The 23240-nt window shown below is 41.5% G+C and carries 22 protein-coding genes and 1 other annotated feature; of the genes, 17 read left to right on the forward strand and 5 right to left on the reverse strand.

From position 1 onward, the window contains the following. Positions 1 to 118: 118 nt before the first annotated feature. The 4 genes from HMPREF0848_RS00140 (at position 119) to gorA (ending at position 5286) form a co-directional block, all read left to right on the forward strand. Entirely contained in the window at positions 119 to 865 is a 747-nt protein-coding gene (locus HMPREF0848_RS00140) for a DeoR/GlpR family DNA-binding transcription regulator (RefSeq protein WP_008533859.1), read from the forward strand. Beyond that, a complete protein-coding gene (pfkB, locus tag HMPREF0848_RS00145; RefSeq protein WP_008533860.1) occupies positions 862 to 1773 on the forward strand; it encodes a 1-phosphofructokinase in 912 nt (303 codons plus the stop codon). Before HMPREF0848_RS00140 ends, pfkB begins: the two co-directional genes overlap by 4 nt. Then, complete coding sequence (locus HMPREF0848_RS00150; RefSeq protein WP_008533861.1) at positions 1770 to 3776, forward strand: PTS fructose transporter subunit IIABC; 2007 nt, start codon at positions 1770 to 1772, stop codon at positions 3774 to 3776. The genes pfkB and HMPREF0848_RS00150 overlap by 4 nt, the downstream gene beginning before the upstream one ends. Positions 3777 to 3933: 157 nt before the next feature. Then, positions 3934 to 5286 (forward strand): glutathione-disulfide reductase, encoded by a 1353-nt coding sequence (gorA, locus tag HMPREF0848_RS00155; RefSeq protein ID WP_008533862.1) that lies wholly within the window; start codon positions 3934 to 3936, stop codon positions 5284 to 5286. Between the two features lie 264 nt (positions 5287 to 5550). On the opposite strand, the gene HMPREF0848_RS00160 is transcribed toward gorA, so the two are convergent. Together HMPREF0848_RS00160 and HMPREF0848_RS00165 are read right to left on the reverse strand one after the other, a co-directional pair. Next, positions 5551 to 6807 (reverse strand): bifunctional folylpolyglutamate synthase/dihydrofolate synthase, encoded by a 1257-nt coding sequence (locus HMPREF0848_RS00160; RefSeq protein WP_008533864.1) that lies wholly within the window; start codon positions 6805 to 6807, stop codon positions 5551 to 5553. Positions 6808 to 6851: 44 nt separating this feature from the next. After that, positions 6852 to 7316: a DUF6556 family protein gene (locus HMPREF0848_RS00165; protein ID WP_004183998.1), complete on the reverse strand. Its 465-nt coding sequence runs from the start codon at positions 7314 to 7316 to the stop codon at positions 6852 to 6854. Between the two features lie 109 nt (positions 7317 to 7425). Between HMPREF0848_RS00165 and HMPREF0848_RS00170 the strand changes: the two genes are divergently transcribed. The 13 genes from HMPREF0848_RS00170 to HMPREF0848_RS00230 all read left to right on the forward strand — a co-directional run bounded on the left by HMPREF0848_RS00170 (position 7426) and on the right by HMPREF0848_RS00230 (position 20357). After that, positions 7426 to 8571, forward strand: a complete 1146-nt coding sequence (locus HMPREF0848_RS00170; RefSeq protein ID WP_008533866.1) for a cysteine desulfurase family protein — start codon at positions 7426 to 7428, stop codon at positions 8569 to 8571. A 42-nt stretch (positions 8572 to 8613) separates the two neighbouring features. Continuing rightward, positions 8614 to 9837 carry a tRNA uracil 4-sulfurtransferase ThiI gene (gene thiI, locus HMPREF0848_RS00175; protein WP_008533871.1) on the forward strand — a complete coding sequence of 408 codons (1224 nt, stop codon included), beginning with the start codon at positions 8614 to 8616 and terminating at the stop codon, positions 9835 to 9837. A gap of 98 nt (positions 9838 to 9935) precedes the next feature. Next, positions 9936 to 11447 (forward strand): accessory Sec system glycosyltransferase GtfA, encoded by a 1512-nt coding sequence (gene gtfA, locus HMPREF0848_RS00180; protein ID WP_008533872.1) that lies wholly within the window; start codon positions 9936 to 9938, stop codon positions 11445 to 11447. Then, the gene (gene gtfB / locus HMPREF0848_RS00185) at positions 11440 to 12759 is read left to right on the forward strand and encodes an accessory Sec system glycosylation chaperone GtfB (protein ID WP_008533873.1); all 1320 of its coding nucleotides are present in this window, start codon (positions 11440 to 11442) and stop codon (positions 12757 to 12759) included. Before gtfA ends, gtfB begins: the two co-directional genes overlap by 8 nt. Positions 12760 to 12763: 4 nt before the next feature. Next, positions 12764 to 13300 carry a GNAT family N-acetyltransferase gene (locus HMPREF0848_RS00190; RefSeq protein WP_008533874.1) on the forward strand — a complete coding sequence of 179 codons (537 nt, stop codon included), beginning with the start codon at positions 12764 to 12766 and terminating at the stop codon, positions 13298 to 13300. A 110-nt stretch (positions 13301 to 13410) separates the two neighbouring features. Next, positions 13411 to 13485, forward strand: a sequence feature (ribosomal protein L21 leader region). A 40-nt stretch (positions 13486 to 13525) separates the two neighbouring features. Continuing rightward, positions 13526 to 13840 (forward strand): 50S ribosomal protein L21, encoded by a 315-nt coding sequence (gene rplU / locus HMPREF0848_RS00195; protein WP_002885597.1) that lies wholly within the window; start codon positions 13526 to 13528, stop codon positions 13838 to 13840. A 35-nt stretch (positions 13841 to 13875) separates the two neighbouring features. Then, the gene (gene rpmA / locus HMPREF0848_RS00200; protein ID WP_004183988.1) at positions 13876 to 14166 is read left to right on the forward strand and encodes a 50S ribosomal protein L27; all 291 of its coding nucleotides are present in this window, start codon (positions 13876 to 13878) and stop codon (positions 14164 to 14166) included. A gap of 58 nt (positions 14167 to 14224) precedes the next feature. Next, positions 14225 to 14920 (forward strand): GNAT family N-acetyltransferase, encoded by a 696-nt coding sequence (locus HMPREF0848_RS00205; RefSeq protein WP_008533876.1) that lies wholly within the window; start codon positions 14225 to 14227, stop codon positions 14918 to 14920. A 226-nt stretch (positions 14921 to 15146) separates the two neighbouring features. Then, positions 15147 to 15521 (forward strand): DUF1149 family protein, encoded by a 375-nt coding sequence (locus HMPREF0848_RS00210; protein ID WP_002885550.1) that lies wholly within the window; start codon positions 15147 to 15149, stop codon positions 15519 to 15521. Position 15522: 1 nt separating this feature from the next. Beyond that, positions 15523 to 16365: a DegV family protein gene (locus HMPREF0848_RS00215; protein WP_037608695.1), complete on the forward strand. Its 843-nt coding sequence runs from the start codon at positions 15523 to 15525 to the stop codon at positions 16363 to 16365. Positions 16366 to 16426: 61 nt separating this feature from the next. Beyond that, the gene (gene dapB, locus HMPREF0848_RS00220) at positions 16427 to 17194 is read left to right on the forward strand and encodes a 4-hydroxy-tetrahydrodipicolinate reductase (RefSeq protein ID WP_004183981.1); all 768 of its coding nucleotides are present in this window, start codon (positions 16427 to 16429) and stop codon (positions 17192 to 17194) included. Next, on the forward strand, positions 17191 to 18393 hold the full coding sequence (locus tag HMPREF0848_RS00225; protein ID WP_008533880.1) for a CCA tRNA nucleotidyltransferase: 1203 nt from the start codon (positions 17191 to 17193) through the stop codon (positions 18391 to 18393). Before dapB ends, HMPREF0848_RS00225 begins: the two co-directional genes overlap by 4 nt. 83 nt (positions 18394 to 18476) lie before the next feature. After that, complete coding sequence (locus HMPREF0848_RS00230) at positions 18477 to 20357, forward strand: ABC-F family ATP-binding cassette domain-containing protein (protein WP_008533881.1); 1881 nt, start codon at positions 18477 to 18479, stop codon at positions 20355 to 20357. Between the two features lie 78 nt (positions 20358 to 20435). On the opposite strand, the gene HMPREF0848_RS00235 is transcribed toward HMPREF0848_RS00230, so the two are convergent. The 3 genes from HMPREF0848_RS00235 to HMPREF0848_RS00245 all read right to left on the reverse strand — a co-directional run bounded on the left by HMPREF0848_RS00235 (position 20436) and on the right by HMPREF0848_RS00245 (position 22933). After that, on the reverse strand, positions 20436 to 20939 hold the full coding sequence (locus HMPREF0848_RS00235; RefSeq protein WP_008533882.1) for an HdeD family acid-resistance protein: 504 nt from the start codon (positions 20937 to 20939) through the stop codon (positions 20436 to 20438). A gap of 77 nt (positions 20940 to 21016) precedes the next feature. Continuing rightward, a complete protein-coding gene (locus HMPREF0848_RS00240) occupies positions 21017 to 21769 on the reverse strand; it encodes an NUDIX domain-containing protein (protein WP_008533883.1) in 753 nt (250 codons plus the stop codon). 57 nt (positions 21770 to 21826) lie between these two features. Continuing rightward, positions 21827 to 22933 (reverse strand): AAA family ATPase, encoded by a 1107-nt coding sequence (locus HMPREF0848_RS00245; RefSeq protein ID WP_008533884.1) that lies wholly within the window; start codon positions 22931 to 22933, stop codon positions 21827 to 21829. Positions 22934 to 23240 lie beyond the last annotated feature (307 nt).

Here is a 23240-nt window from a genome sequence, read left to right on the forward strand (position 1 = left end):
CATTTTGATAGAATAGTGAGTGTATATGGAATATTTTGAACTTTTATGACCGTTTTTGTTGACAAGTATTAAAAATTTTGTATAATAGAACATGTAAACGATTGCAGAAGGAGAGATTATGATAAAGTCTGAACGTAAGCAGATTATCTTGTCTCAATTGAAACAAGATGGTTTTGTCACTTTAGAAAATTTGACCGTTTTATTAAGTGATACTTCTGAGTCAACGATTCGTCGTGATTTGGATGAGTTGGCGGCAGATGGTCAACTGAAACGTGTTCATGGTGGTGCTGAAAGCCTTCGAGGTCTGAAGGAAGAAATTGCCAACAGTCAGAAAGCCATCAGAAATGTTCAAGAAAAGTCACAATTAGCTAGCTATGCTGCTGATTTAATTAAGGAAGGTGATGTCGTCTTTCTTGAGGCTAGTACAACGAATGAACTGTTGATTCCTCATTTGCTCAATCGTCAGGTGACGGTTGTGACTAATTCTATCCATCATGCAGTTAAGCTGGTAGATTTTGGTATTAGCACCAGAATTATTGGTGGGAAGGTTAAGCACTCTACAGATGCTTCCATAGGGAGCACTGCTCAGGAGCAAATCAGACAACTGAATTTTGACTGTGCCTTTATTGGCGCTAATGGTGTTGATGCCAATTATTTTACAACACCCGACATGGAGGAGGCAGTCATTAAACGGACAGTGATTGCTAATGCACGAAAAGCTTACGTTCTAGCCGATGCTTCGAAACTTGGTCAGATTACCTATGCAAAGGTAGCGGAGGTTGAGAAGGTCACTATAATCACAAATGCTTCGGAAGAAGAGCTCCTGAAAGAATTAAAAGAGAAAACGAGGGTTATTGAAGTATGATTTATACTGTAACGCTGAATCCATCTATTGACTTCATTGTTCGTATCGATAAGGTAGAGATTGGTGAAGTTAACCGTATGGACAGTGATGATAAATTCGCTGGTGGTAAGGGGATTAACGTTAGTCGTATTCTACAACGTTTAGGCATTGATAATACCGCTACGGGCTTCATCGGTGGTTTTACAGGCCGTTTTGTAACAGATGGTTTGGATGCTGAAGGTATTAAAACTAAGTTTGTAGCCGTCGACCAAGATACACGTATCAACGTTAAAATTAAGGCCGATCAAGAAACTGAAATTAATGGAACGGGTCCAATTATCACAGAAGAACAGTTGGCTGAATTGGAGGCAATCCTTTCAAGTATCACTGCAGATGATGTGGTTGTCTTTGCTGGTTCTGCACCAAGCAATCTTGGAAACAAGGTCTATAACAAATTGATTCCACTGGTTCGTGAAACTGGTGCTCAGGTGGTTTGTGACTTTGAGGGACAAACGCTTCTTGATTCATTGGCTCACCAACCACTCTTGGTTAAACCAAATAATCATGAGCTTGAAGCTATTTTCAATGTTAAACTTAATGGTATTTCTGATGTTGAAAAATATGCACGTGAAATCCTGGCTAAGGGGGCGCAGAATGTTATCATCTCAATGGCAGGTGATGGGGCACTCCTTGTTACACCAGAGGCTGCTTACTTTGCCAAACCAATTAAGGGGACAGTTAAAAACTCTGTTGGTGCGGGTGACTCAATGGTTGCTGGTTTCACTGGTGAGTTTGTTAAATCAGGTGACCCAATTGAGGCGCTCAAGTGGGGAGTGGCGTGTGGAACATCTACAGCCTTCTCAGATGACTTAGCGACAATTGAATTTATTAAAGAAACATACAATAAAGTAGAGGTAGAAAAACTATGAAAATTCAGGACTTACTGAACAAAAAAGTCATGTTGCTTGACCTTCAAGCAACTACAAAAGAAGCTGTTATCGATGAAATGATTAACAGCCTGGTTGACAATGGTGTTGTGACCGACTTTGATGTTTTCAAAGCAGGTATTATGGCTCGTGAAGCACAAACATCAACTGGTTTGGGTGATGGAATCGCTATGCCACACAGTAAAAATGCTGCAGTAAAAGAAGCAACAGTACTTTTTGCTAAATCTAATAGGGGTGTGGATTACGAATCACTTGATGGTCAACCGACAGACCTCTTCTTTATGATTGCTGCTCCAGAGGGAGCAAATGACACTCACTTGGCAGCCCTTGCTGAGTTGTCAAAATACCTTATGCAAGATGGTTTTGCAGATTGTTTGCGTCAAGTAACTTCTCCAGATGAAGTGATTGCTGCTTTCAATACTGGTGAAGAAGAAGCACAAGCTGAGGAAGCTAAGAAAGCACAAGCTGTTAAGGAAGCAGCTTCAAGCGACAAACCACTTATCGTAGCCGTAACAGCTTGTACAACTGGTATTGCGCACACTTACATGGCTGAAGAATCACTGATTAAAACTGGTGAAGAAATGGGAGTCAATGTTCGTGTTGAAACTAACGGTGCTTCAGGTGTTGGAACACCATTGACTGCTGAAGAAATCAGTAAGGCTGTAGGTGTTATCGTAGCAGCGGACAAGGCAGTTGAAACAGCACGTTTTGACGGTAAGAAATTGATTTCTAAACCGGTTGCTGCGGGTATTCGTCAACCTCAAGAATTAATCCAAAACATCTTGGATGGTAAAGCTGAAGTCTTCCATGCTGAAAATGCTGGAGCTGCTCAAGAATCAAGTGAGAAATTGAGCCTTGGTGGTGCCTTCTACAAACACTTGATGAGTGGGGTATCACAAATGCTTCCATTCGTTATTGGTGGTGGTATCATGATTGCCCTTGCCTTCTTGCTTGACCAAATCATGGGTGTTCCTAAAGATCAATTGTCACATTTGGGTAGTTACAATGAACTTCCAGCTCTCTTTAAATCAATTGGTGATATTGCTTTCAGTTTCATGTTGCCTATTCTTGCAGGATATATTGCCTATTCAATTGCTGAGAAACCAGGTTTGATTGCCGGTTTTGCAGCTGGGGCTATTGCGAAAGCAGGTCTTGCTTATGGAAATATTGTAGTCTATGCAAAAGTTGCAGGTTTAGATGAAAATGCAGCGAAAGAAGCAGTTGATAAGATTTCTTCTCATCAAGTGTCATCAGGATTTCTTGGAGCATTGGTAGGTGGTTTCTTAGCTGGTGGAATTGTACTTTTGTTGAAAAAATACATTAAGGTTCCACGTGCACTCGAAGGTGCAAAATCAATCTTATTGATGCCTCTCCTTGGAGTGGCCCTCACAGGATTTGCCATGCTAGCAGTGAATATCCCAATGGCAGCAATCAATACTGGACTTAATAACTTCTTGTCAAGCTTGTCAGGAAGCTCAGCAGTACTCCTTGGTCTTCTTGTCGGTGGTATGATGGCGGTAGACATGGGTGGACCAGTCAACAAAGCTGCTTATGTTTTTGCTACAGGTACTCTTGCTGAAACCGTAACTTCAGGTGGTTCAGTTGTTATGGCAGCAGTTATGGCAGCTGGTATGGTTCCTCCTTTGGCAGTCTTTGTAGCAACCGTATTGTTCAAAGATAAATTCTCACAAGAAGAACGTGATTCTGGTTTGACAAACATCGTTATGGGACTTTCATTCATCACTGAAGGTGCAATCCCATTTGGTGCAGCTGACCCAGCACGCGCTATCCCAAGCTTTATCGTCGGTTCAGCTCTTACAGGTGCTCTCGTAGGTATGGCAGGAATCAAATTGATGGCACCACACGGAGGTATCTTCGTTATTGCCCTCACTTCAAATGCCCTTCTCTACCTTCTCTTCATCTTGATTGGTGCTGTGGTATCAGGTATCCTTTTCGGATTCCTCCGCAAACCACTTGATAAATAAGATATGATTAAACAATCTCGTTGAGTACGGGGTTGTTTTTTGTGTCGTAGCGGATTTTTGTCAGGATATTTAATTTATGATAAAGTAAAACCAGAAATGGCTTACAAGGCTTATCTAGAAGCTCATATGCTCCATAAAGAAATATAAGAGGTAAATTATGGTAAAAGAATACGATTATATTGTCATCGGTGGTGGCTCTGGCGGGATTGCCAGTGCTAATCGTGCTGCTATGCACGGCGCTAAGGTTATTCTCTTTGAAGGAAAAGAGGTCGGCGGTACCTGCGTCAATGTGGGCTGTGTACCTAAAAAGGTCATGTGGTATGGTGCTCAGGTTGCTGAGACTCTTCACCGCTATGCGGGCGAATATGGCTTTGATGTGACGCTTAATAAGTTTGATTTTGCGACCCTTAAGGCCAATCGTCAGGCTTATATCGACCGTATCCATGGTTCTTATGAGCGTGGTTTTGATAGTAATGGCGTTGAACGTGTATACGAGTATGCAAAATTTGTTGATTCTCATATAGTTGAAGTAGCTGGGGAGCGTTATACAGCGCCACATATCCTTATTGCAACAGGTGGACATGCCCTTTATCCAAATATTCCAGGTAGTGAATATGGGATTACTTCAGATGGTTTCTTTGAGTTAGATGAGGTACCAAAACGTACAGCTGTTATCGGTGGTGGCTATATCGCCGTTGAGGTTGCTGGTGTTCTCAATGCTCTTGGCAGTGATACGCACCTCTTTGTTCGTAAGGACCGCCCATTACGTACCTTTGACAAGGATATTATCGATGTCTTAGTCGATGAGATGGCTAAATCAGGTCCGACCCTTCACACGCATGCTAATGCTACAGAAGTAGTGAAAAATGCTGACGATTCTTTGACCATTAGCTTTGACAATGGAGAAACAGTAACTGTTGATTGCCTCATTTGGGCTATTGGTCGTGCAGCCAATACCTCTGGCTTTGGTCTTGAAAAGACGGGCGTTGAGTTGACTGAACGAGGTAACATTTATTCAGACGCCTTTGAAAATACATCAGTTCCTGGTATCTATGCCCTTGGTGATGTGACTGGTAAACTAGATTTGACGCCAGTTGCAATCAAGGCGGGACGTCAATTGTCAGAGCGACTCTTCAACAATAAAGCTGATGCTAAGCTTGATTATACAGATGTTGCTACTGTGGTCTTTAGCCACCCAGTCATTGGTTCTGTTGGTTTGACTGAGGAAAAAGCAATCGCTAAATATGGTGCGGAGAATATCAAGGTCTATAAATCTAGTTTCACTCCAATGTATACAGCTCTTGCAAACAATCGTCAGCCGTCAACTATGAAATTAGTAACACTTGGTGAGAATGAAAAAATCATCGGTCTTCATGGCATTGGCTACGGTGTCGACGAGATGATTCAAGGCTTCTCTGTGGCTATTAAGATGGGAGCAACTAAGGCTGATTTTGATAATACGGTTGCCATTCATCCAACCGGATCAGAAGAATTTGTAACGATGAGATAAAAAGGTGAGGTCTGAATACCGAGAGTTTCAGGCTTTTCTTTATGTCTGAATGGCCTCAATTGAAAGTGATCGCAAGGAAGTCCCTTGCGAATTTCCATAGCCTTTTTGGCTATGGAAACCATTCATCCAACCGGTTCAGAAGAATTTGTGACGATGAGATAAATAAGTGAGGTCTGAATACCAAGAGTTTCAGGCTTTTCTTTGTGCTCAAATAGCAGCCCACACTTTGTGTGTAGCAAATAACTTGTCTAAATAAAAAAGGCATTAGGCCTTTTTTTCGTTAATCAAATAATTTCTGACTTCTGAGATAAAGTAAAGGGACCCAGTAATGACAAATAAATCATCAGGACTCGCTGAATCAGCTTGGATTAACCAGTCTTTATAGTTGGTCGCCTGTTTGAAGTGTTGAGGATAGTCATCCAAGGGCAGTGCTTCAAAAAAGTCAAAGCTAGTTACCGTTATATCATAATCTTTCAGCTCCTCTAGTAAGTCTGCTAGAGGCTTCCGCCTAAGTCCTGCAAAGAGGATGTGGACCCTACGATTGGCGAAGTTATCTTTTAGTACCTGTTTTAAACTGGCAATACCTTGAGGATTATGGGCGCCATCTAGGTAAATGTTATTTCCAATCCACTCACTGCGACCAGGCCAATGCGTCTCTTCGATGCCTTCTTGGATACTCTTATCAGTAATCTTAGGAAATATTTGAGTCAAGAGATGGGCAGCAGTGACGGCTAAACCAGCATTATTTTCTTGATGCTGTCCTAGCATGGAGAGCTTAAGTTTTGAACTCTGCCACTTACCATAAGTAACTTGAAGAGCTTGATTGGATGCATGAATGAGCTGGATTTCCCTATCAATAACAGCCAAAGGAGCCTTAAATTCATGTGATTTTTGTCTAAAGAGCTGTTCAACTTCTTCAGGAACACGACCTAGTAAGGTAGGGGTATTCTTTTGCATGACACCAGCTTTATGCTCAGCAATTTCCGCAAGACTATTACCTAGAGTTTCAGTGTGGTCAAAGCCAATCGAAGTACAGATGACAAGCTCTGGTAAAAGCACATTGGTCGAATCAAGACGGCCACCAATTCCGGCTTCGATGATAGCAATATCAACCTGTTTCAAATCAAAGTAGAGAAACATGAGTAGGGTGACCAACTCAAATTCCGTTGGTCGGTCAAAATAAGTGTTATGTTCTAAATTATTGAGAAAAACTTGAGCTTTCTCAACAATAGCAATCAGGTCCTTATCAGGAATCTCTGTGCCATTAATACTAATACGCTCGTTAAATCGAGTAATGTAAGGAGAAGTAAAGGTTCCGACTTGATAGCCTGCCTTACTTAGGATATGTTGTAAGTAACTGGTTGTTGATCCCTTACCGTTGGTTCCGACGATATGGACTGTTGGATAGTGCATTTGAGGATTTCCAGCTTGCTCCAAAAGCCAGCGCATACGCTCAAGCTTGGGACGACGACCATTACCTTTAAAAGAGTGAATGAAATTTATGGTTTCTGTATAGTTCATAGGATTATAGAAAAAGGCAGGAAACTCCTAGCCTTTCAAATGTCTTAGTTGGAAGCAGCGCCACCAGTTGTTGCACCACCAGTTGTCGCATTGCCAGTAGTTGTGTCTGCAGTGGCTGCTGATGAAGAAGTAGTTGTATTTCCACCAGTTGTTGTATCTGCTGATGAAGAATAAGTGTTATTACCAGCTTGGCTGCTTGTTTCTGTTTCTGAGTCAGTCGCATTACCATAACTAGATGAGGCAGCGCTTGAATCTTGGGTCTTATTGTTACCTTCTTTGATGACTACAGTTGATTGATTTGCTGAAGAATCAGATGTATCCTTATCTTTATTAGAAGATGTGAAATTCATAATAGTGATAGACGCTACGATGATTGACAAAATGGTCCCGACAGCAGTAAGGACTTTTTGGAAGGCAGTGAAGCCTTTAGAAACGTGTTCAGTCACTTTAGGGGAAGATTTGCTTTCTTCATTGGACGTATGGTTACGGCGTGAGTAATTTTCAGACATGATGCTCTCCTTAAAAATTATTTCGTACTCTCTATTATATGATTTTCTCGCAAAAAATGCTAAAAAAATTATGCTATAATAGGGAGTAACTATTAATCGAGGAAAAAACATGATTTATTTTGATAATTCAGCCACAACCATGCCCTATCCAGAGGCTCTTAGAACCTATCAAGAAGCGGCAACGAAAATTTTTGGGAATCCTTCTAGCTTGCACCAATTAGGAACATCTGCGACACGTATTTTGGAGGCTTCTCGTAAGCAAGTTGCGGACCTCATTGGAAAATCAGCCGATGAGATTTTCTTTACGTCTGGTGGAACCGAAGGAGACAACTGGGTCATCAAGGGCGTAGCTTTTGAAAAAGAACCCTACGGTAAACATGTCATCGTATCTGACATTGAGCATCCTGCTGTCAAAGAGTCTGCCAAATGGCTTTCTGAGCATGGTTTTCAAGTGTCCTATGCGCCAGTTAATGCTCAAGGGTTCGTGGATGTAGAAGCTCTTGCTCAACTGTTACGCCCTGATACCATCTTGGTTTCAGTGATGGCTGTTAATAATGAAATTGGATCTATCCAACCCATTCAAGCGATTTCAGATCTTCTAGCTAATGAGCCAACGATTTCTTTCCATGTGGATGCTGTTCAGGCTATTGGTAAAGTTCCTGTATCGTCTTATTTAACTGACCGTGTAGACTTTGCGACCTTTTCTGGTCATAAGTTCCATGCCGTTCGTGGTGTCGGTTTTGTCTACAAAAAAGCTGGCAAAAAGATTACGCCTCTCTTAACAGGTGGAGGTCAAGAAAAAGACCTTCGTTCAACGACTGAAAATGTTGCCGGGATTGCAAGTATGGCTAAGGCCTTGCGCTTAGTCACTGATAAAGAGGCCTTGTCTCTGCCTAAAATTGCCAAGATGAAAAAAGTTATCTTTGACGAATTGTCGAAGTATGAGGGCATTACTCTCTTCTCAGGTGAAGGTGATAACTTTGCTCCCAATATTTTGACCTTTGGCATCAAGGGAGTTCGTGGTGAAGTTGTTGTCCATGCTTTTGAGGAACATCAAATCTATATTTCAACGACATCAGCCTGCTCCTCAAAAGCCGGTAAGCCAGCAGGAACCCTTATTTCTATGGGTGTACCAAGTAAGTTGGCCCAAACTGCCGTTCGTATCAGTCTCGATGATGACAATGATATGGGACAGGTTGAACAATTTCTCACGATTTTCAAGCAGGTCTACGCTAAGACACAAAAAGTGAGATAAAACGATTAAATAAAACTAAATTCAAGTTCAAAAGGAAAAGGAATGACACTAACGTATTCAGAAATTATGGTGCGCTACGGGGAATTGTCAACCAAGGGCAAAAACCGCATGCGTTTCATCAATAAACTTAAAAATAATATCAAGGATGTCCTATCCATCTATCCAGAGGTGAAAGTGACTTTTGACCGTGACCGTGGACACATCTATCTAAATGGCACAGACTACGAACCAGTCGCAGAGTCTTTGAAACAGATTTTCGGGATTCAGGCCTTTAGTCCTGTTTACAAATGTGAAAAAAATGTCGAAGTATTGAAAAAAGCTGTTCAAGACATTATGACTGGGCTTTATCATGATGGACTTACCTTTAAGGTGACGGCTAAACGTAGTGACCACGACTTTGTTCTCGACAGTCGTGAGCTCAACCTTACTTTAGGAAATGCTGTATTTGATGTATTGCCTGATATTAAAGCACAAATGAAAGGTCCAGATGTTAATCTTAAGGTAGAGATTCGTGCGGAGGCTGCCTATATTTCTCATGAGGAAATTAAGGGTGTAGGTGGATTACCTGTAGGGACAGCTGGGAAAGGCATGCTCATGCTTTCAGGTGGGATTGATTCGCCTGTTGCAGGTTATCTAGCCCTTAAACGTGGTGTGGATATTGAGGCTGTCCATTTTGCAAGTCCTCCATACACCAGTCCTGGTGCACTGAAAAAGGCTCAAGATTTGACCCGTAAGTTGACTAAGTTTGGTGGCAATATCCAGTTCATTGAAGTACCCTTTACTGAAATTCAAGAGGAAATCAAGGAAAAAGCACCAGAGGCTTATTTGATGACTCTGACTCGTCGTTTTATGATGCGTATTACTGACCGCATTCGTGAGGAACGACGTGGCCTTGTAATTATCAATGGAGAAAGTCTTGGTCAGGTTGCCAGTCAGACTATGGAGTCTATGCAGGCCATTAATGCTGTCACCTGTACGCCAGTGATTCGCCCAGTTGTGACTATGGATAAGTTGGAAATCATTGATTTGGCACAAAAAATCGATACCTTCGACATTTCTATTCAACCTTTCGAAGATTGCTGTACCATCTTTGCACCGGACCGTCCAAAGACCAATCCAAAAATCAAAAACGTTGAACAATATGAGCGTCGTATGGATGTTGACGCCTTGGTTGAACGGGCGGTTGCAGGAATTATGGTGACTGAAATCACACCTATCGAAGAGGCACAAGACGAAGTAGACACACTTATTGATGACTTGCTCTAGTCCCAAAGTATATAGTGACTGCTTAGATTTTATTAGCATCAGCTGTATCAAATAAAGAAATAATATCGATGTTGCATTTTACCTAGAAAGGAAAATACATGACTGTTTATAACATCAATTTAGGAATTGGTTGGGCGTCAAGTGGTGTCGAATATGCTCAGGCCTACCGTTCTACCATTTTTAAAAACACTGGTATCAAGGCTAAGTTTGTCTTTATGGATATGTTCTTGCAGGACAACCTGTCTGATTTGACCCGTAACATGGGTTTTGCGGACGAAGATGTCATCTGGCTCTATAGCTATTTTACAGACCTTAAGATTGCTCCAACGACCTATACCGTCAAGGATTTGGAAAATGAAATTCCTTATGATATTACACGTCGTGAAATTAATGGTAAGGTAGTGAAGCTCTTTTGTGCTAAAGAGGACATTTTTTATGCGGCATACTTGCGTAAAGAGGGTGAAGAGATTGTTCACCGTGTGGAAAAGGTTTCTCGTGGTTGCTTGATTCGTAAAGATTTTTACTCTTACACCAAGATGTTCACAGAGTATTACACACCAGTTGACAACAAGGCTCATCTTTACCAACGCCGTTTCTTCAATGAAGATGGTAGTGTTGCCTATGACGAAATCGTTGATGGAAAGGATAGTATCTTCCGTTTTTCAGATAAGATTTTGTCTTCTAAGCACGAGTTTATCGCTTATTTTATGTCTCAACTTGGCCTCACGGACAAAGATATTGTCATCTTGGACCGTGCAACTGGTACAGGGCAAGCCGTTTTCCGTAATGCCAAACCTGCCAAACTTGGGGTAGTGGTCCATGCGGAACACTTTAGTGAGAATGCGGTAACAGACAAGACCATTCTTTGGAATAATTATTACGAGTATCAATTTAGTAATGCGGACAAGGTCGATTTCTTTATCTCGGCGACAAATCGTCAGCGTGATATCATGCTAGATCAGTTCAACAAGTACACACCATTTAGGCCTCATATCGTAACCATCCCTGTGGGAAGTGTGGATAAACTGAGAAAACCTGATGGCAATCGTAAACCATTCTCTATCATTACCGCTTCACGTTTGGCCAATGAAAAACATGTGGACTGGTTGGCTAAGGCTGTTGTTAAGGCCAAGGAGAGCTTGCCACAAGTTAATTTTGATATCTTTGGTACAGGGGCTGAGGAGGCTAAACTTAAGGCTATTATTGAGGAAAATCAAGCTCAGGATTACATCCATCTCAAAGGTCATCAGGAGTTGACAGAAGTCTACAAGGACTACGAGCTTTACCTGTCAGGTTCTAAGAGTGAAGGCTTTGGCTTGACTCTTTTAGAAGCTGTTGGTTCAGGTCTTGGTATGATTGGATTTGACGTGCGCTATGGGAACCAAACCTTTATTAAAGATAATGAAAATGGTTACCTCATTCCTCGTTTCGAAAAAGATGATGAACCTGCCATTGTAGCGGCTTTGGCAGAGAAAATTGTAGCCTTCTTTAACCGCACAGATTTGGACCATGTTCATCAAGTCTCTTATGATATCGCTAAAGGCTTTTTGACAGAGGAAATTGAGCAGAAGTGGCTTAACTTAGTAAAGGAGATGACTAGTCATGATTAATTTATTTGAAAGTTATAGTCAGGGTAGTTGGGATCTCCATTACTCCTTAATCGTTGCTGGCTATGCCAATACAACGGTTTGCCTTTCGGATGATGGCTTTCTACCTAGTGATGTAACCTCGCCCTACCTTTATTTCACTGGTTTTGATAAGGTTCAGGGATCTGCTCTTTACTTTAATCAAGTGCCCGTGCCAGATTACTGGGAAATTTTAGGGACCAATAGTAATGCAGAAATTTTCCGTTTTGATAAAAAACGTGGACATATTCATTATGCGCATCCTGAACATCAACGTTTGGTGAATGCTGTGGACTGGTATGATGAGTCAGGCCGCTTGCGCGTGACTGACCGCTATAATAACAAGGGCTATCGTTTTTCTCAGACAACGTACAATGTTAAACAAGAAGCGACTATCACTAGTTATTTCACGCCAGATAACAAGGAAGTTATCGTTGTTAATCATTTGACCAAGGATGTTATCTTGAATTGGAAGGAAAAAGTCTACATTTTCAAAAACAAGTCGGAATTTGTAGTCTTCTATCTCCAAGAGGCGGGTTATGATTTAAGTCGTATCCTTTATAACTCACTGTCAACGCCTTTCTTGACAACGATGAACCTTCCAAATTCTGGCCAAGATGTGCTTTTCTGGCAAGAGCCAATTACAGACACAGTTCCTGGCAATATGCGTTTGCTCCTTGATAGCAATCACCGTCAAACCAAGATTGTTGTTCAGGATTACACAGCCTACACGAATTTGCTAAAATTGATTAGTCCCCAGCAGGCTTCTCATGTAGCTTTCCTTGGCTTTATGTATCCATTTGCACGTCAAAATCATTTCCAAAACCATGCACTTATCTTGACCAATTCCGATCAGGTTGAACATCTGGAAAGTATTGTTAGTGAAGTACCTACCATGCACTATCATATCGGGGCTATTACAGAGATGTCAAGTCGCTTGATGGATTTGGCTAAATATAGCAATGTTAGTCTTTATCCTAACATTACAACAGAACAGGTTAAACGCCTTTATCAAGAAGCTGATTTCTACTTGGATATTAACCATCAAAATGAAATCTTGTCAGCGACCCGTGCTGCTTTCGAAAATAATATGCTTATCCTTGCCTTTACGAATACTAGTCATGGTTCAGAGTATACAGCGCCAAGCAATATCTTTTCACCGATGGATGCCGGTCACTTCAAGCAAACCCTTCATGAAGCCTTGGGCAACCATGAGTTCTTTAGACATCTTCTTGACCGTCAACGTGAGCATGCTCGTGTGGCGACACCAGAAGATTATCAAAAGGTCATTGGTTAGGGTCATGGCAGTTCAGGTTCGTAAGGTTTACCCTTTTACACCAACGTTTAGACAGGTCGCTTCGCTTTATGAAGCGGCTTTTCCTGCTTGTGAGCGTCTTCCCCTCTGGCAATTGTCTTGGAATGGCTTGAAAAAAGGGCAGGAATTTCTGGCTTATTATGATAAGCAAACTTTTATTGGCTTAACCTATACCATCTATACTGACAGCCTAGTATACTTACTCTTTCTTGCGGTTGAAGAAAGTAAACAGTCTCAGGGATACGGAAGTCAGATTTTGGCACAAGTGAAGAAAGAAGCAGGCGTTTGCCCATGTGTTCTCACGATTGAGCCCATGGATGATCCTAATGTTTCTAATCGAGCTCAACGTCTAAAACGTCTAGCATTTTACGAAAAAAATGGCTATCAAGCTTTGAATCATTTCTATTTTGAAGGGACTGAGCGTTATCAGATTTTAACAACCGATAAGACGCTTTCCCTAGTAGCTTTGGAGAACGCTTTGGCTAAGACCTTTTTAGGCAAGCATGGTGTCAGAGTGGAGTAGAAGCTTGATTTTGTAGTTAAATCTAAGTTGACAAAATAAGAAAAAGTAAAAACTTTTTCTCTTGCTATTAGAGTAAAAAAATGATATAATTGAAACGTTGACTAAATGCACGTCCTGTGCAACCGCACGACTACTGTTTGCAAGTGGGTTCGTCCCCGCAGTACTAGGCGAGTCTTCACAGAGGGAAACCTCAGACACATTAAAAATTTTAATAGGAGGTGCATCATGAGCACATACGCAATCATCAAAACTGGTGGAAAACAAGTTAAAGTTGAAGTAGGTCAAGCGATCTACGTTGAAAAAATCAACGCTGAAGCTGGATCAGAAGTAACTTTTAACGAAGTTGTTCTTGTCGGTGGTGATAAAACTGTAGTAGGTACTCCAGTTGTTGAAGGAGCTACTGTTGTCGGAACTATCGAAAAACAAGGTAAACAAAAGAAAGTTGTTACTTTCAAATACAAACCTAAAAAAGGTAGCCACCGTAAACAAGGTCACCGTCAACCTTATACAAAAGTTGTTATCAACGCTATCAACGCGTAAGCTAACGACTAATCACTAAGAAAGGACACAATCTTATGTTGAAAACTCTTGAAAACTTGCAACTTTTCGCCCACAAAAAAGGTGGGGGTTCTACTTCCAATGGTCGTGATTCAGAAGCTAAACGTCTTGGTGCCAAAGCTGCTGATGGTCAAACTGTAACAGGTGGATCAATCCTTTACCGTCAACGCGGTACACACATCTATCCAGGTGTAAACGTAGGCCGTGGTGGTGACGATACACTCTTCGCTAAAGTTGAAGGTGTTGTACGTTTCGAACGTAAAGGTCGCGACAAAAAACAAGTATCTGTATACCCAGTTGCTAAATAATTCAGCTAAAGTCTGCACTTTTGTGTAGGCTTTTCTTATTTATGAAAGGAAGATGCCCATGCCTTTGAATCAGTACCAACAAGAAGTCGGACCAAGCTTAGCGGATGTCAGCTCTGGGAAGATGCCGGATATCGCACTCTTGGACGGTCGCTATTGTAGTGTTGAACATTTGACAGTAGCAGAACACTACGAGGATATTCTTGACTTTTACTTTACCAATCGGATTCTTTCTGACTGGACCTATATGTATGCGGATCCTTTTGAATCTGAAGAAGCAGTACGCCAGTGTTTGGAAGACTATGAGCAGTCTTCTAATCCTTATTTCTTTGCCATTAGAGATAAGGCCTCAGGAAAGGTTCTGGGCACTTTCTCACTCATGGCTATTACGCCTAAAAATCGTAGTGTAGAGATGGGACGAGTCATTTTGGCTCCAGCCTTACAAAAAACGCGAGCAGCTACCGAAGCCCAATATTTAGTGATGACCTATGTTTTTGACGTGCTAAACTACCGTCGCTATGAATGGAAATGTGACAGTCTCAACCGTCCTTCCGCCAATGCAGCACAGCGACTAGGTTTCACCTACGAAGGACGTTTCCGTAACCACGCTATCTATAAGGGACGTAGCCGTGATACGGACTGGTTCTCTATTATTGACAGTGAGTGGCCTGCACTAAAAGAGCGCTTTGAGAACTGGTTAGCTCCTGATAATTTTGATGAAAATGGACAACAGAAACGTTCATTAAAGGAATGTTAGTGCTTGTTTAAAGGGTTCTCTTATTGTTGAGAGGGCCCTCTTTTAGTTCTTTACTCGTTCATTCAAGTTTTGCCCTACTCTCGTCTTTATTTTCATTTGTCAGTTACTCCCGAATTATAGTGTTAAAAACTCATTAAAATACTCATTTTTCTGTCAATAATATTTCCATCAAAAACCATATTTATGCTATAATAAAGAGTAATTGTATCAAGGAGAATAATGACTAATGGATTTAATTCGCGAAAAAGTATTCGTTAACCGTTACCACTATGATGTTCGTAACCATGAGTGGGAAAAAGAAAATGGTGTTCCTAAAACTAATGTTGAGGTAACTTTCCAGTTGCACAATAAAGATGAAGAAGCTAACAACACGTCTGTTGTTGCTGTTTTGCAATTTATGATTGTCCGTGATGAGTTTGTTATCTCAGGGATTGTCTCTCAAATGGATCATATTCAAAACCGTATCGTCAATGAACCTAAAGACTTCTCACAAGAAGAAGCTGAGGCTTTGGCAGCCCCTTTGTTGGATACGCTTCAACGTTTGACTTATGAAGTCACTGAGATTGCCTTGGATCGCCCAGGTATCAACTTGGAGTTCTAAGATGTCTCTTGCAGTTATTACGGATTCGTCGGTTAATCTCCCTGCTGATATTCAGGGACATGCTGATGTATATATTTTAGATATTCCGGTCATCATTGAGGGTCAGCCTTTTGTTGAAGGAAAAAACTTGGACTTGAAACAGTTTTATGAGCAAATGGCGAACTCAGAAGAACTGCTCAAGATGTCGCAACCTAATCTGGCTGATTTGGATAACCTACTGATGGAGTTAGAGGATAAAGGTTACACCCATGTCATTGGGCTTTTCCTTTCTTCAGGCATTTCTGGTTTTTGGGCCAACAGTCAATTTTTGATTGAAGATCATGCCAAGTTGAAAATTGCTTTTCCTGATACTAAAATAACGGCAACTCCTATGGGTGCCATGGTGAGAAACGTTTTGCATTGGTCAGCTCAAGAGATGTCTTTTGACAATATCTTGAAGAAACTAGATGAGCAAATTGCACAAACAACAGCTTATATTCTCGTGGATGACCTTAACCATTTGGTTAAGGGAGGACGTTTGTCGAATGGTTCGGCGCTTTTAGGAAATCTTTTGTCTATCAAACCTATTTTGAATTTTAATGATGAAGGAAAAATCGTTGTTTTTGAAAAGGTGCGTACAGAGAAGAAAGCTGTGAAGCGTTTGGTTGCCCTAGCTGAGGACAATCAAAACATGGAGCTCAGCATTTTGCATACCAATGTTCCTGAAAAGGCAGAGGATTTTAAAGAACAGCTTGAAGCCCAAGGTGTTAAGGTTTCAACAGTGGTGTCCCTCTGTGCCGTGATTGCTACCCATTTGGGAGAGGGAGCGTTAGTTCTAGGCTTGACACCTAAGTTCACCAAATAAAGAACAATCCATTTTGAATGGGGATTGTCTACGACTATGATCAATAGAGAGGAAAAATGATATGTCTATTAAAGTTATTGTTGCTGGATTTAAAGGAAGAATGGGTTCAACTGCGGTTGATATGGTCAAGGGAGATGATGAATTGACCTTAGCTGCCTTGCTTGACCCATTTGCGACAGAAAAAGAAGTGGACGGTGTTCCTGTCTTCACGGATAAGGCGGATTTGGTTGGCTTTGACGCAGATGTCTGGGTGGATTTCACCATGCCAGCTGTTGCCTATGAAAATACCCATTTTGCTTTGGAAAATGGTTTTGCACCAGTTGTGGGTACGACAGGATTTACAGAAGCACAGATTCAGGACTTGACAGCCCTTTCTAAAGACAAGTCAATTGGTGGCTTGATTGCTCCAAACTTTGCTATTGGTGCTATCCTTCTGATGAAGTTTGCGGCAGAAGCCAGCAAATACTTCCCAGACCTTGAAATCATTGAGCTTCACCACGATAAGAAGAAGGATGCCCCTTCAGGTACAGCAGTGAAAACGGCTGAACTTATTCGTGAAGTTCGTGAACCTAAACGTCAAGGAGCTGAAGATGAGGTGGAAACACTTGCTGGGGCACGTGGTGCGGAGTTTGATGGCTTCCGTATTCACAGTGTGCGTTTGCCAGGTCTTGTGGCTCACCAAGAGGTCATCTTTGGTGCCCAAGGAGAAGGCTTGACCTTGCGTCACGACTCTTACGACCGTATTTCCTTTATGGGTGGTGTTAATCTTGGGATTAAAGAAGTGGTTAAACGTGACCAGCTTGTTTATGGTTTGGAACATTTACTATGAGATTAAGTTATTTGCCTTCTGAGTTTCAGGAGGCTTTACCAATATTAGAGAAAATTAAGGCGGCTGGATTTGAGGCTTACTTTGTTGGAGGATCTGTTCGTGATGCTCTTCTCAATCGTCCCATCCATGACGTGGACATTGCATCGTCTTCTTACCCTGAGGAAACCAAACAGGTTTTCGAGCGTACGGTAGATATCGGCATAGAGCATGGGACGGTCTTGGTTTTGGAAAATGGCGGTGAATATGAGGTGACAACCTTCCGAACAGAGGATGTTTATGTAGATTACCGTCGTCCGTCTAGTGTGTCCTTTGTGCGTTCGTTGGAAGAGGATCTTAAGCGTCGTGATTTTACAGTCAATGCTTTTGCTCTTAATGAAAATGCTGAGGTTATCGACAAGTTCAATGGTCTTGCTGACTTGGACAACCGTGTTTTGAGGGCTGTTGGTAAGGCTGAGGAACGCTTTAACGAGGATGCCCTTCGCATCATGCGTGGGTTACGTTTTGCAGCAAGTTTAGACTTTGATATCGAAGAAAAGACTTTTGAGGCGATGACCAGCCATGCTCCGCTTTTGGAAAAGATTTCGATTGAGCGAAGTTTCATCGAGTTTGATAAGCTACTTTTGGCCCCACATTGGAAGAAAGGAATCAAGGCCCTTCTAGAGACTAAGGCCTATCAGTACCTTCCAGATTTTCAAGAGACAGCTGAGAAATGGCAGTCTTTTGTGGCAGATTATGCTGAGGGATTTAGATTTACAAGTTCTGAGCAGGCCTGGGCAGCAACGCTTTTGGCTCTCAAGCATGACAATCCACGCTCTTTCCTTAAAAAATGGAAGACCTCTGTGAATTTCCAGAAGACAGTACAATCTCTGGTTGGGATTTTTAAATTCCGTATGGAGAGAGCTGTGACCAAGCCAGATGTTTATCAGTATGGTAAGGAGCTCCTAGAGGAAGCTGAAGGTTTGAGACAAGCTCAGGGCTTGACAGTCGATTATGAGCGTATTGCTGAGTTGGATGGTCAGTTGCTCATCCATGATAAGCACGAAATCGTTGTAAATGGCGGTATGCTGATGAAGGAGTTGGGTTTCAAACCTGGACCGGACCTTGGTCGTGCACTCAAAGCTATTGAAAATACTATTGTTAATGGAAATCTAGCTAATGACAAGGAAGCCATTATAGCCTTTGTTCAAGCTATGAAGTGAGTCTTTAGACGTTATAAAAATGACACACCGCTACAGAGCATGCGTAAGATCCGTAGCGGTGTTATTTGTAAAAAGGAGGTAAGATGTCAGATTTTATTGTTGAAAAATTAACCAAGTCCGTTGGAGATAAGACGGTTTTTAAAGAGATTTCATTCATTATCCATGATTTGGATCGTATTGGGATTATTGGTGTCAATGGGACAGGTAAGACAACCTTGTTAGATGTTGTATCTGAGCGTATTGGCTTTGATGGTGATGTCTCGCCTTTTACCAAGGCCAATGGCTACAAGATAGCTTATTTGACTCAGGAGCCAGAATTTGATGATAGCAAGACAGTTCTTGATACGGTCTTGTCATCGGACCTTCGTGAGATGGCCTTGATTCGTGAGTATGAAACGCTTATGGCGGATTATTCTGAGGAGAATCAGGCTCGCTTGGAGAAGGTTATGGCTGAGATGGATAGTCTGGATGCTTGGTCTATTGAAAGTGAGGTTAAGACAGTCTTGTCTAAGCTTGGTCTTTCGGACCTCTCGCAAAAGGTTGGTGACCTCTCAGGGGGTCTTCGACGTCGTGTTCAGTTGGCTCAGGTTCTCTTGAATGATGCTGATCTTTTGCTTTTGGACGAACCAACCAACCATTTGGATATTGATACCATTGCCTGGTTGACAAATTTTCTCAAGTCGTCTAAAAAAACCGTGCTTTTCATTACCCACGACCGTTATTTCTTAGATAATGTGGCAACACGCATCTTTGAGCTAGACCAGGCTAATCTGATTGAGTACCAAGGAAATTATCAAGATTACGTGCGACTCAAGGCTGAACAAGATGAGCGTGATGCAGCAGCTCTACACAAGAAAAAGCAACTCTATAAGCAGGAGTTGGCCTGGATGCGAACGCAACCACAAGCTCGTGCGACCAAACAACAAGCTCGTATCAATCGTTTTAAGGATCTAAAGGGTGAGGTTCACCAAACGGGCAATAATGACGATCTTGAAATTAACTTTGAGACTAGCCGTATTGGTAAGAAGGTGGTTAATTTCGAGCATGTCGATTTTGCTTATGAAGCTGGCAAGCAAATTCTCAGTGATTTCAACCTTATCATGCAAAATCGTGATCGTATCGGTATTGTTGGTGATAACGGTGTCGGAAAATCGACCTTGCTCAATCTCATTAATGGTGATCTTGTGCCTATAGCTGGTGTCCTGGATATTGGTGAGACGGTACGTATTGGTTATTTCTCACAGCAAATTAAGGACATGGATGAGAGTAAGCGTGTCATTAACTACTTGCAAGAAGTGGCGGATGAAGTCAAGACAACAGTTGGAACAACCAGTATCACCGAGCTCTTGGAGCAGTTCCTTTTTCCTCGTTCTACCCATGGAACACAGATTGCTAAACTTTCTGGTGGGGAAAAGAAACGTCTTTATCTACTTAAGATTTTGATTGAAAAGCCCAATGTTCTGCTCTTGGATGAGCCGACAAACGACCTGGACATTGCAACTTTGACGGTTTTGGAAAACTTCCTTAATGGTTTTGGAGGCCCTGTCGTTACCGTAAGTCACGACCGCTATTTCTTGGACAAGGTGGCAAACAAGATTCTAGCCTTTGAAGATGGCGGCGTGCGTGAGTTCTTTGGCAATTATACGGACTACCTTGATGAAAAAGCCTTCTTACAAGAGCAATCGGCCCTTCTTGAAAAGGAAAAAGCACAAGCTAGCGTTAAGGTTGAAAAAGTCAAAGAAGACAAAAAACGCATGAGTTACTTTGAGAAACAAGAGTGGGCGACTATTGAAGATGAAATTGCCGAGCTTGAAGCTAAAATCGAAGAGATTGAAGCAGCCATGCTCGAAAATGCAAGCGATTATGGACAGTTAGCCACCCTCCAACGAGACTTGGATGCCACTAATGAAAGCTTGCTTGAAAAATATGAACGCTATGAGTATTTGAGTGAGCTAGAAGGCTAAGTTCTTTAGTAATCAAAGTATGACAAAAGCCCTGCAGATGCAAGGCTTTTTTAAGTTTATCTAGTGAATGGTTCTATCCTACCACAAGCGGAATGAAAAGGAGAGAACAGAGACACCTGCAAAAATAATCAATGAAGCTACCAAGCGCCCAATCAGAAAGGCTGAGAAAAATGGTGCGCTAAAGAGCAGTAGTCCAAAGACGAGGCAAATCAAGGCAATTGACAGGGCAGGTTGACCTGAAAAGCCAAACTGACGTTGGCGATAGGCGTGAAAACCCTGAGTAAAGGCTGAGACCAGCAACCACCAAGCAATGATAGTTACGGCGACACCTGAGAGTACCCATGCTGATGTTGAAAGTAAAATAATACCAAAAATGATTGAAATAATACTTTGAAGAAGTTGAATAAAGGAACGCTTCTCATTATCTCGTTTGAAATAGACCATGAGGCTTGATACACCTGATACTAACATCACTAGAGCAAAAAGCCAACCGACGATGGCCAGAAGATTGGTGGGATTAGCAAAGAAAAAGACACCCAAGAGGGTTATGAGGATTCCGCTAATCAATGTAAAACTTTTCATACGATACCTCTTTTTAATTTTTCTTAATACTACTATGTGAGAGTCGAATTGTCAAACAAAGACCCTCTTTAAGGAGTCTAGATTTTATAGGAATAAGTGGCAGCTTTTTTGGTTCTCGTTGCCATCTGGCGGCCTGTTTTTTGAAAAGTATGTTTAAAGCGACGCAAGAAATTTGTGGAATCCATTTTGAGATAATCCTCGTTAAAAGTCCCAAAAAGCTGACGGTAGGTGGTTAAGGTGTTTTCATCAGGCATGATGCTGAGTATGGTTGGATGATATTCTAATCGTCCCTTAATGCGTTTCATGGCAGTCAACAGAATATCCCAATGGTCGAAAGCAAGGTCATCTTGAGTCAGTTGCTTGTCACCGTCAATCAGTTGTAACTGGCCATTTATCATCGCAATGTCTAGCCAATGGGTCGATGCGGCATCATCTTCAGCCTTTTCTACTTGGTGGTCATCGTAAGACATAAAACAGAGATAGGCTACTGAAATTGTCCACATTCGAGGGTCACGATAAGGTGTCCCAACGGTGATGAGTTGTTCAATATGTTCTGGATTGAGTTGAACCGATGTTTCTTCAAGAACTTCGCGACAAACAGCTATATTGAGATCTTCTTGTTCTTGGACGAAGCCCCCACTAAGCGCATATTTTCCCAAGAAGGGATGGTTTTTTCGCTTGATAAGTAAGGTTTGAACGCTTCCCTCATAATAGCGGAAGATGACTGAGTCTACAGTTACTGAGGGTCTGACATACTTATCCATTTCTTCTTGTTGGTAGATTTTCAAGAAGTCCTTTTCACTACCAGAATTTTCAAAGGTTTTTGACATGTTTTTTCCTCCTTGTCTTTGATGCTAAGTTGAGAGATGATTTCTTGAAGAGGTCATCTAAACTTCAATATGCAACCGTTCCTTGATTGCCTTTTTGGCAAAATGGTAGTTGTCTGCAAAAAAACTATCACTGTCACTATTATCCCCTAAAATAACGATTTTGTCTTTAAATGGTGACAGTAGGTCTAAAAGATGTTTGGTAAACCAGTCACGTGTATGATGGTCAGCCATGGTCATATCGCGAAAACCATCATCAACATAGTTTGACTTTGGTAGAATGACAAAAATCAAATCCCATTTTTCGCGAGCTTGAGTGACTTGATAGAGGCGGTCCAAGGTGTCAAATTCTTCTTGAGAAATACTCTCCTTCAAATAGTAGTCAATATAAACCTTTGTCACCGTTGAATTGGTATCTGCAAAGATAAGACCTGAGTGTTGCCCCTTATCAATGATATCAGCGGTCTGTGCATATTGGTCGGTCAAGAGGTGAATATAGTCATTGGTATCCAATTCATCATCACGAACATTATACTTTTCTTGATACTCACGGGCATATTCCAGAGAACAGGGAGCATTGTATGTACGAGCCAAATCTTTCACTAGGGTAGTTTTTCCACCGCTAGCAGATCCGACAACCAGGACTTTTCGTGTAAAATGACGACGGAAAGGCTTAGTGATAAATCGCCAATTTTCCATAGGGTTATCACGAATCTCGGTAGCAGAGATGTCTATAATAGAACGTTCGATGAGCTCTACCTGAGCTTGGGGATAGTGTTCATTGAGTTCAGCCACATACTCGGGCTCACCAACATAAAAGGTGATTTTTTCAGGGGTATCGGTATTTTTCGCGATAAGCTCCTTAACATGCTTAACCCATGGAATCCAGCCCTCAGGGTAGGCAGGCATCCCTTCTTCATCTAATTTATCTACGACAACAAGTTCGTCATCATAAAATACTTCACGAACGTAACGAAAGCGTCGATTGAGTGATAGGCCTGCGCGTGTTCCACGATCTTCCTGACCATTACTGCCACTAACGATTACTAGAACATTGTCGTTATAGCGTTTGGCTTTGGTGATGAGGTCAACATGCCCAATGTGCATTGGAGCGAAAGTTCCAAACACAATCCCAATACGCTTTCCTGATAGCTGTTTTCTTTTCATAAGAATAATCCTTTATTTGAAATATAGTAAAATTACTAAATTAATAGTAGCATAGCTCAAAGTCTTTGTAAATAGAAAATAGTAAAATTACTAAATTGCTTTTCACGTCCAATATAGCATGAAAATTTCAAAAAAGGCAAAATTTTTTCCAAGAAAAAGCTGAAAAAAGCTAATGCGCTTACATTGCTGAATTGATAAGGTTTTAGAAAAGACTTAAAATAGATAAAATTGAATTGATGTCATAAAATCTAACATACAAATCAAAAAAATAACAAAAAATACTTGACAAGAAGATTCTGAAAATTTA

Source organism: Streptococcus sp. C150 (genome assembly GCF_000187445.1).
GTDB lineage: Bacteria > Bacillota > Bacilli > Lactobacillales > Streptococcaceae > Streptococcus > Streptococcus raffinosi.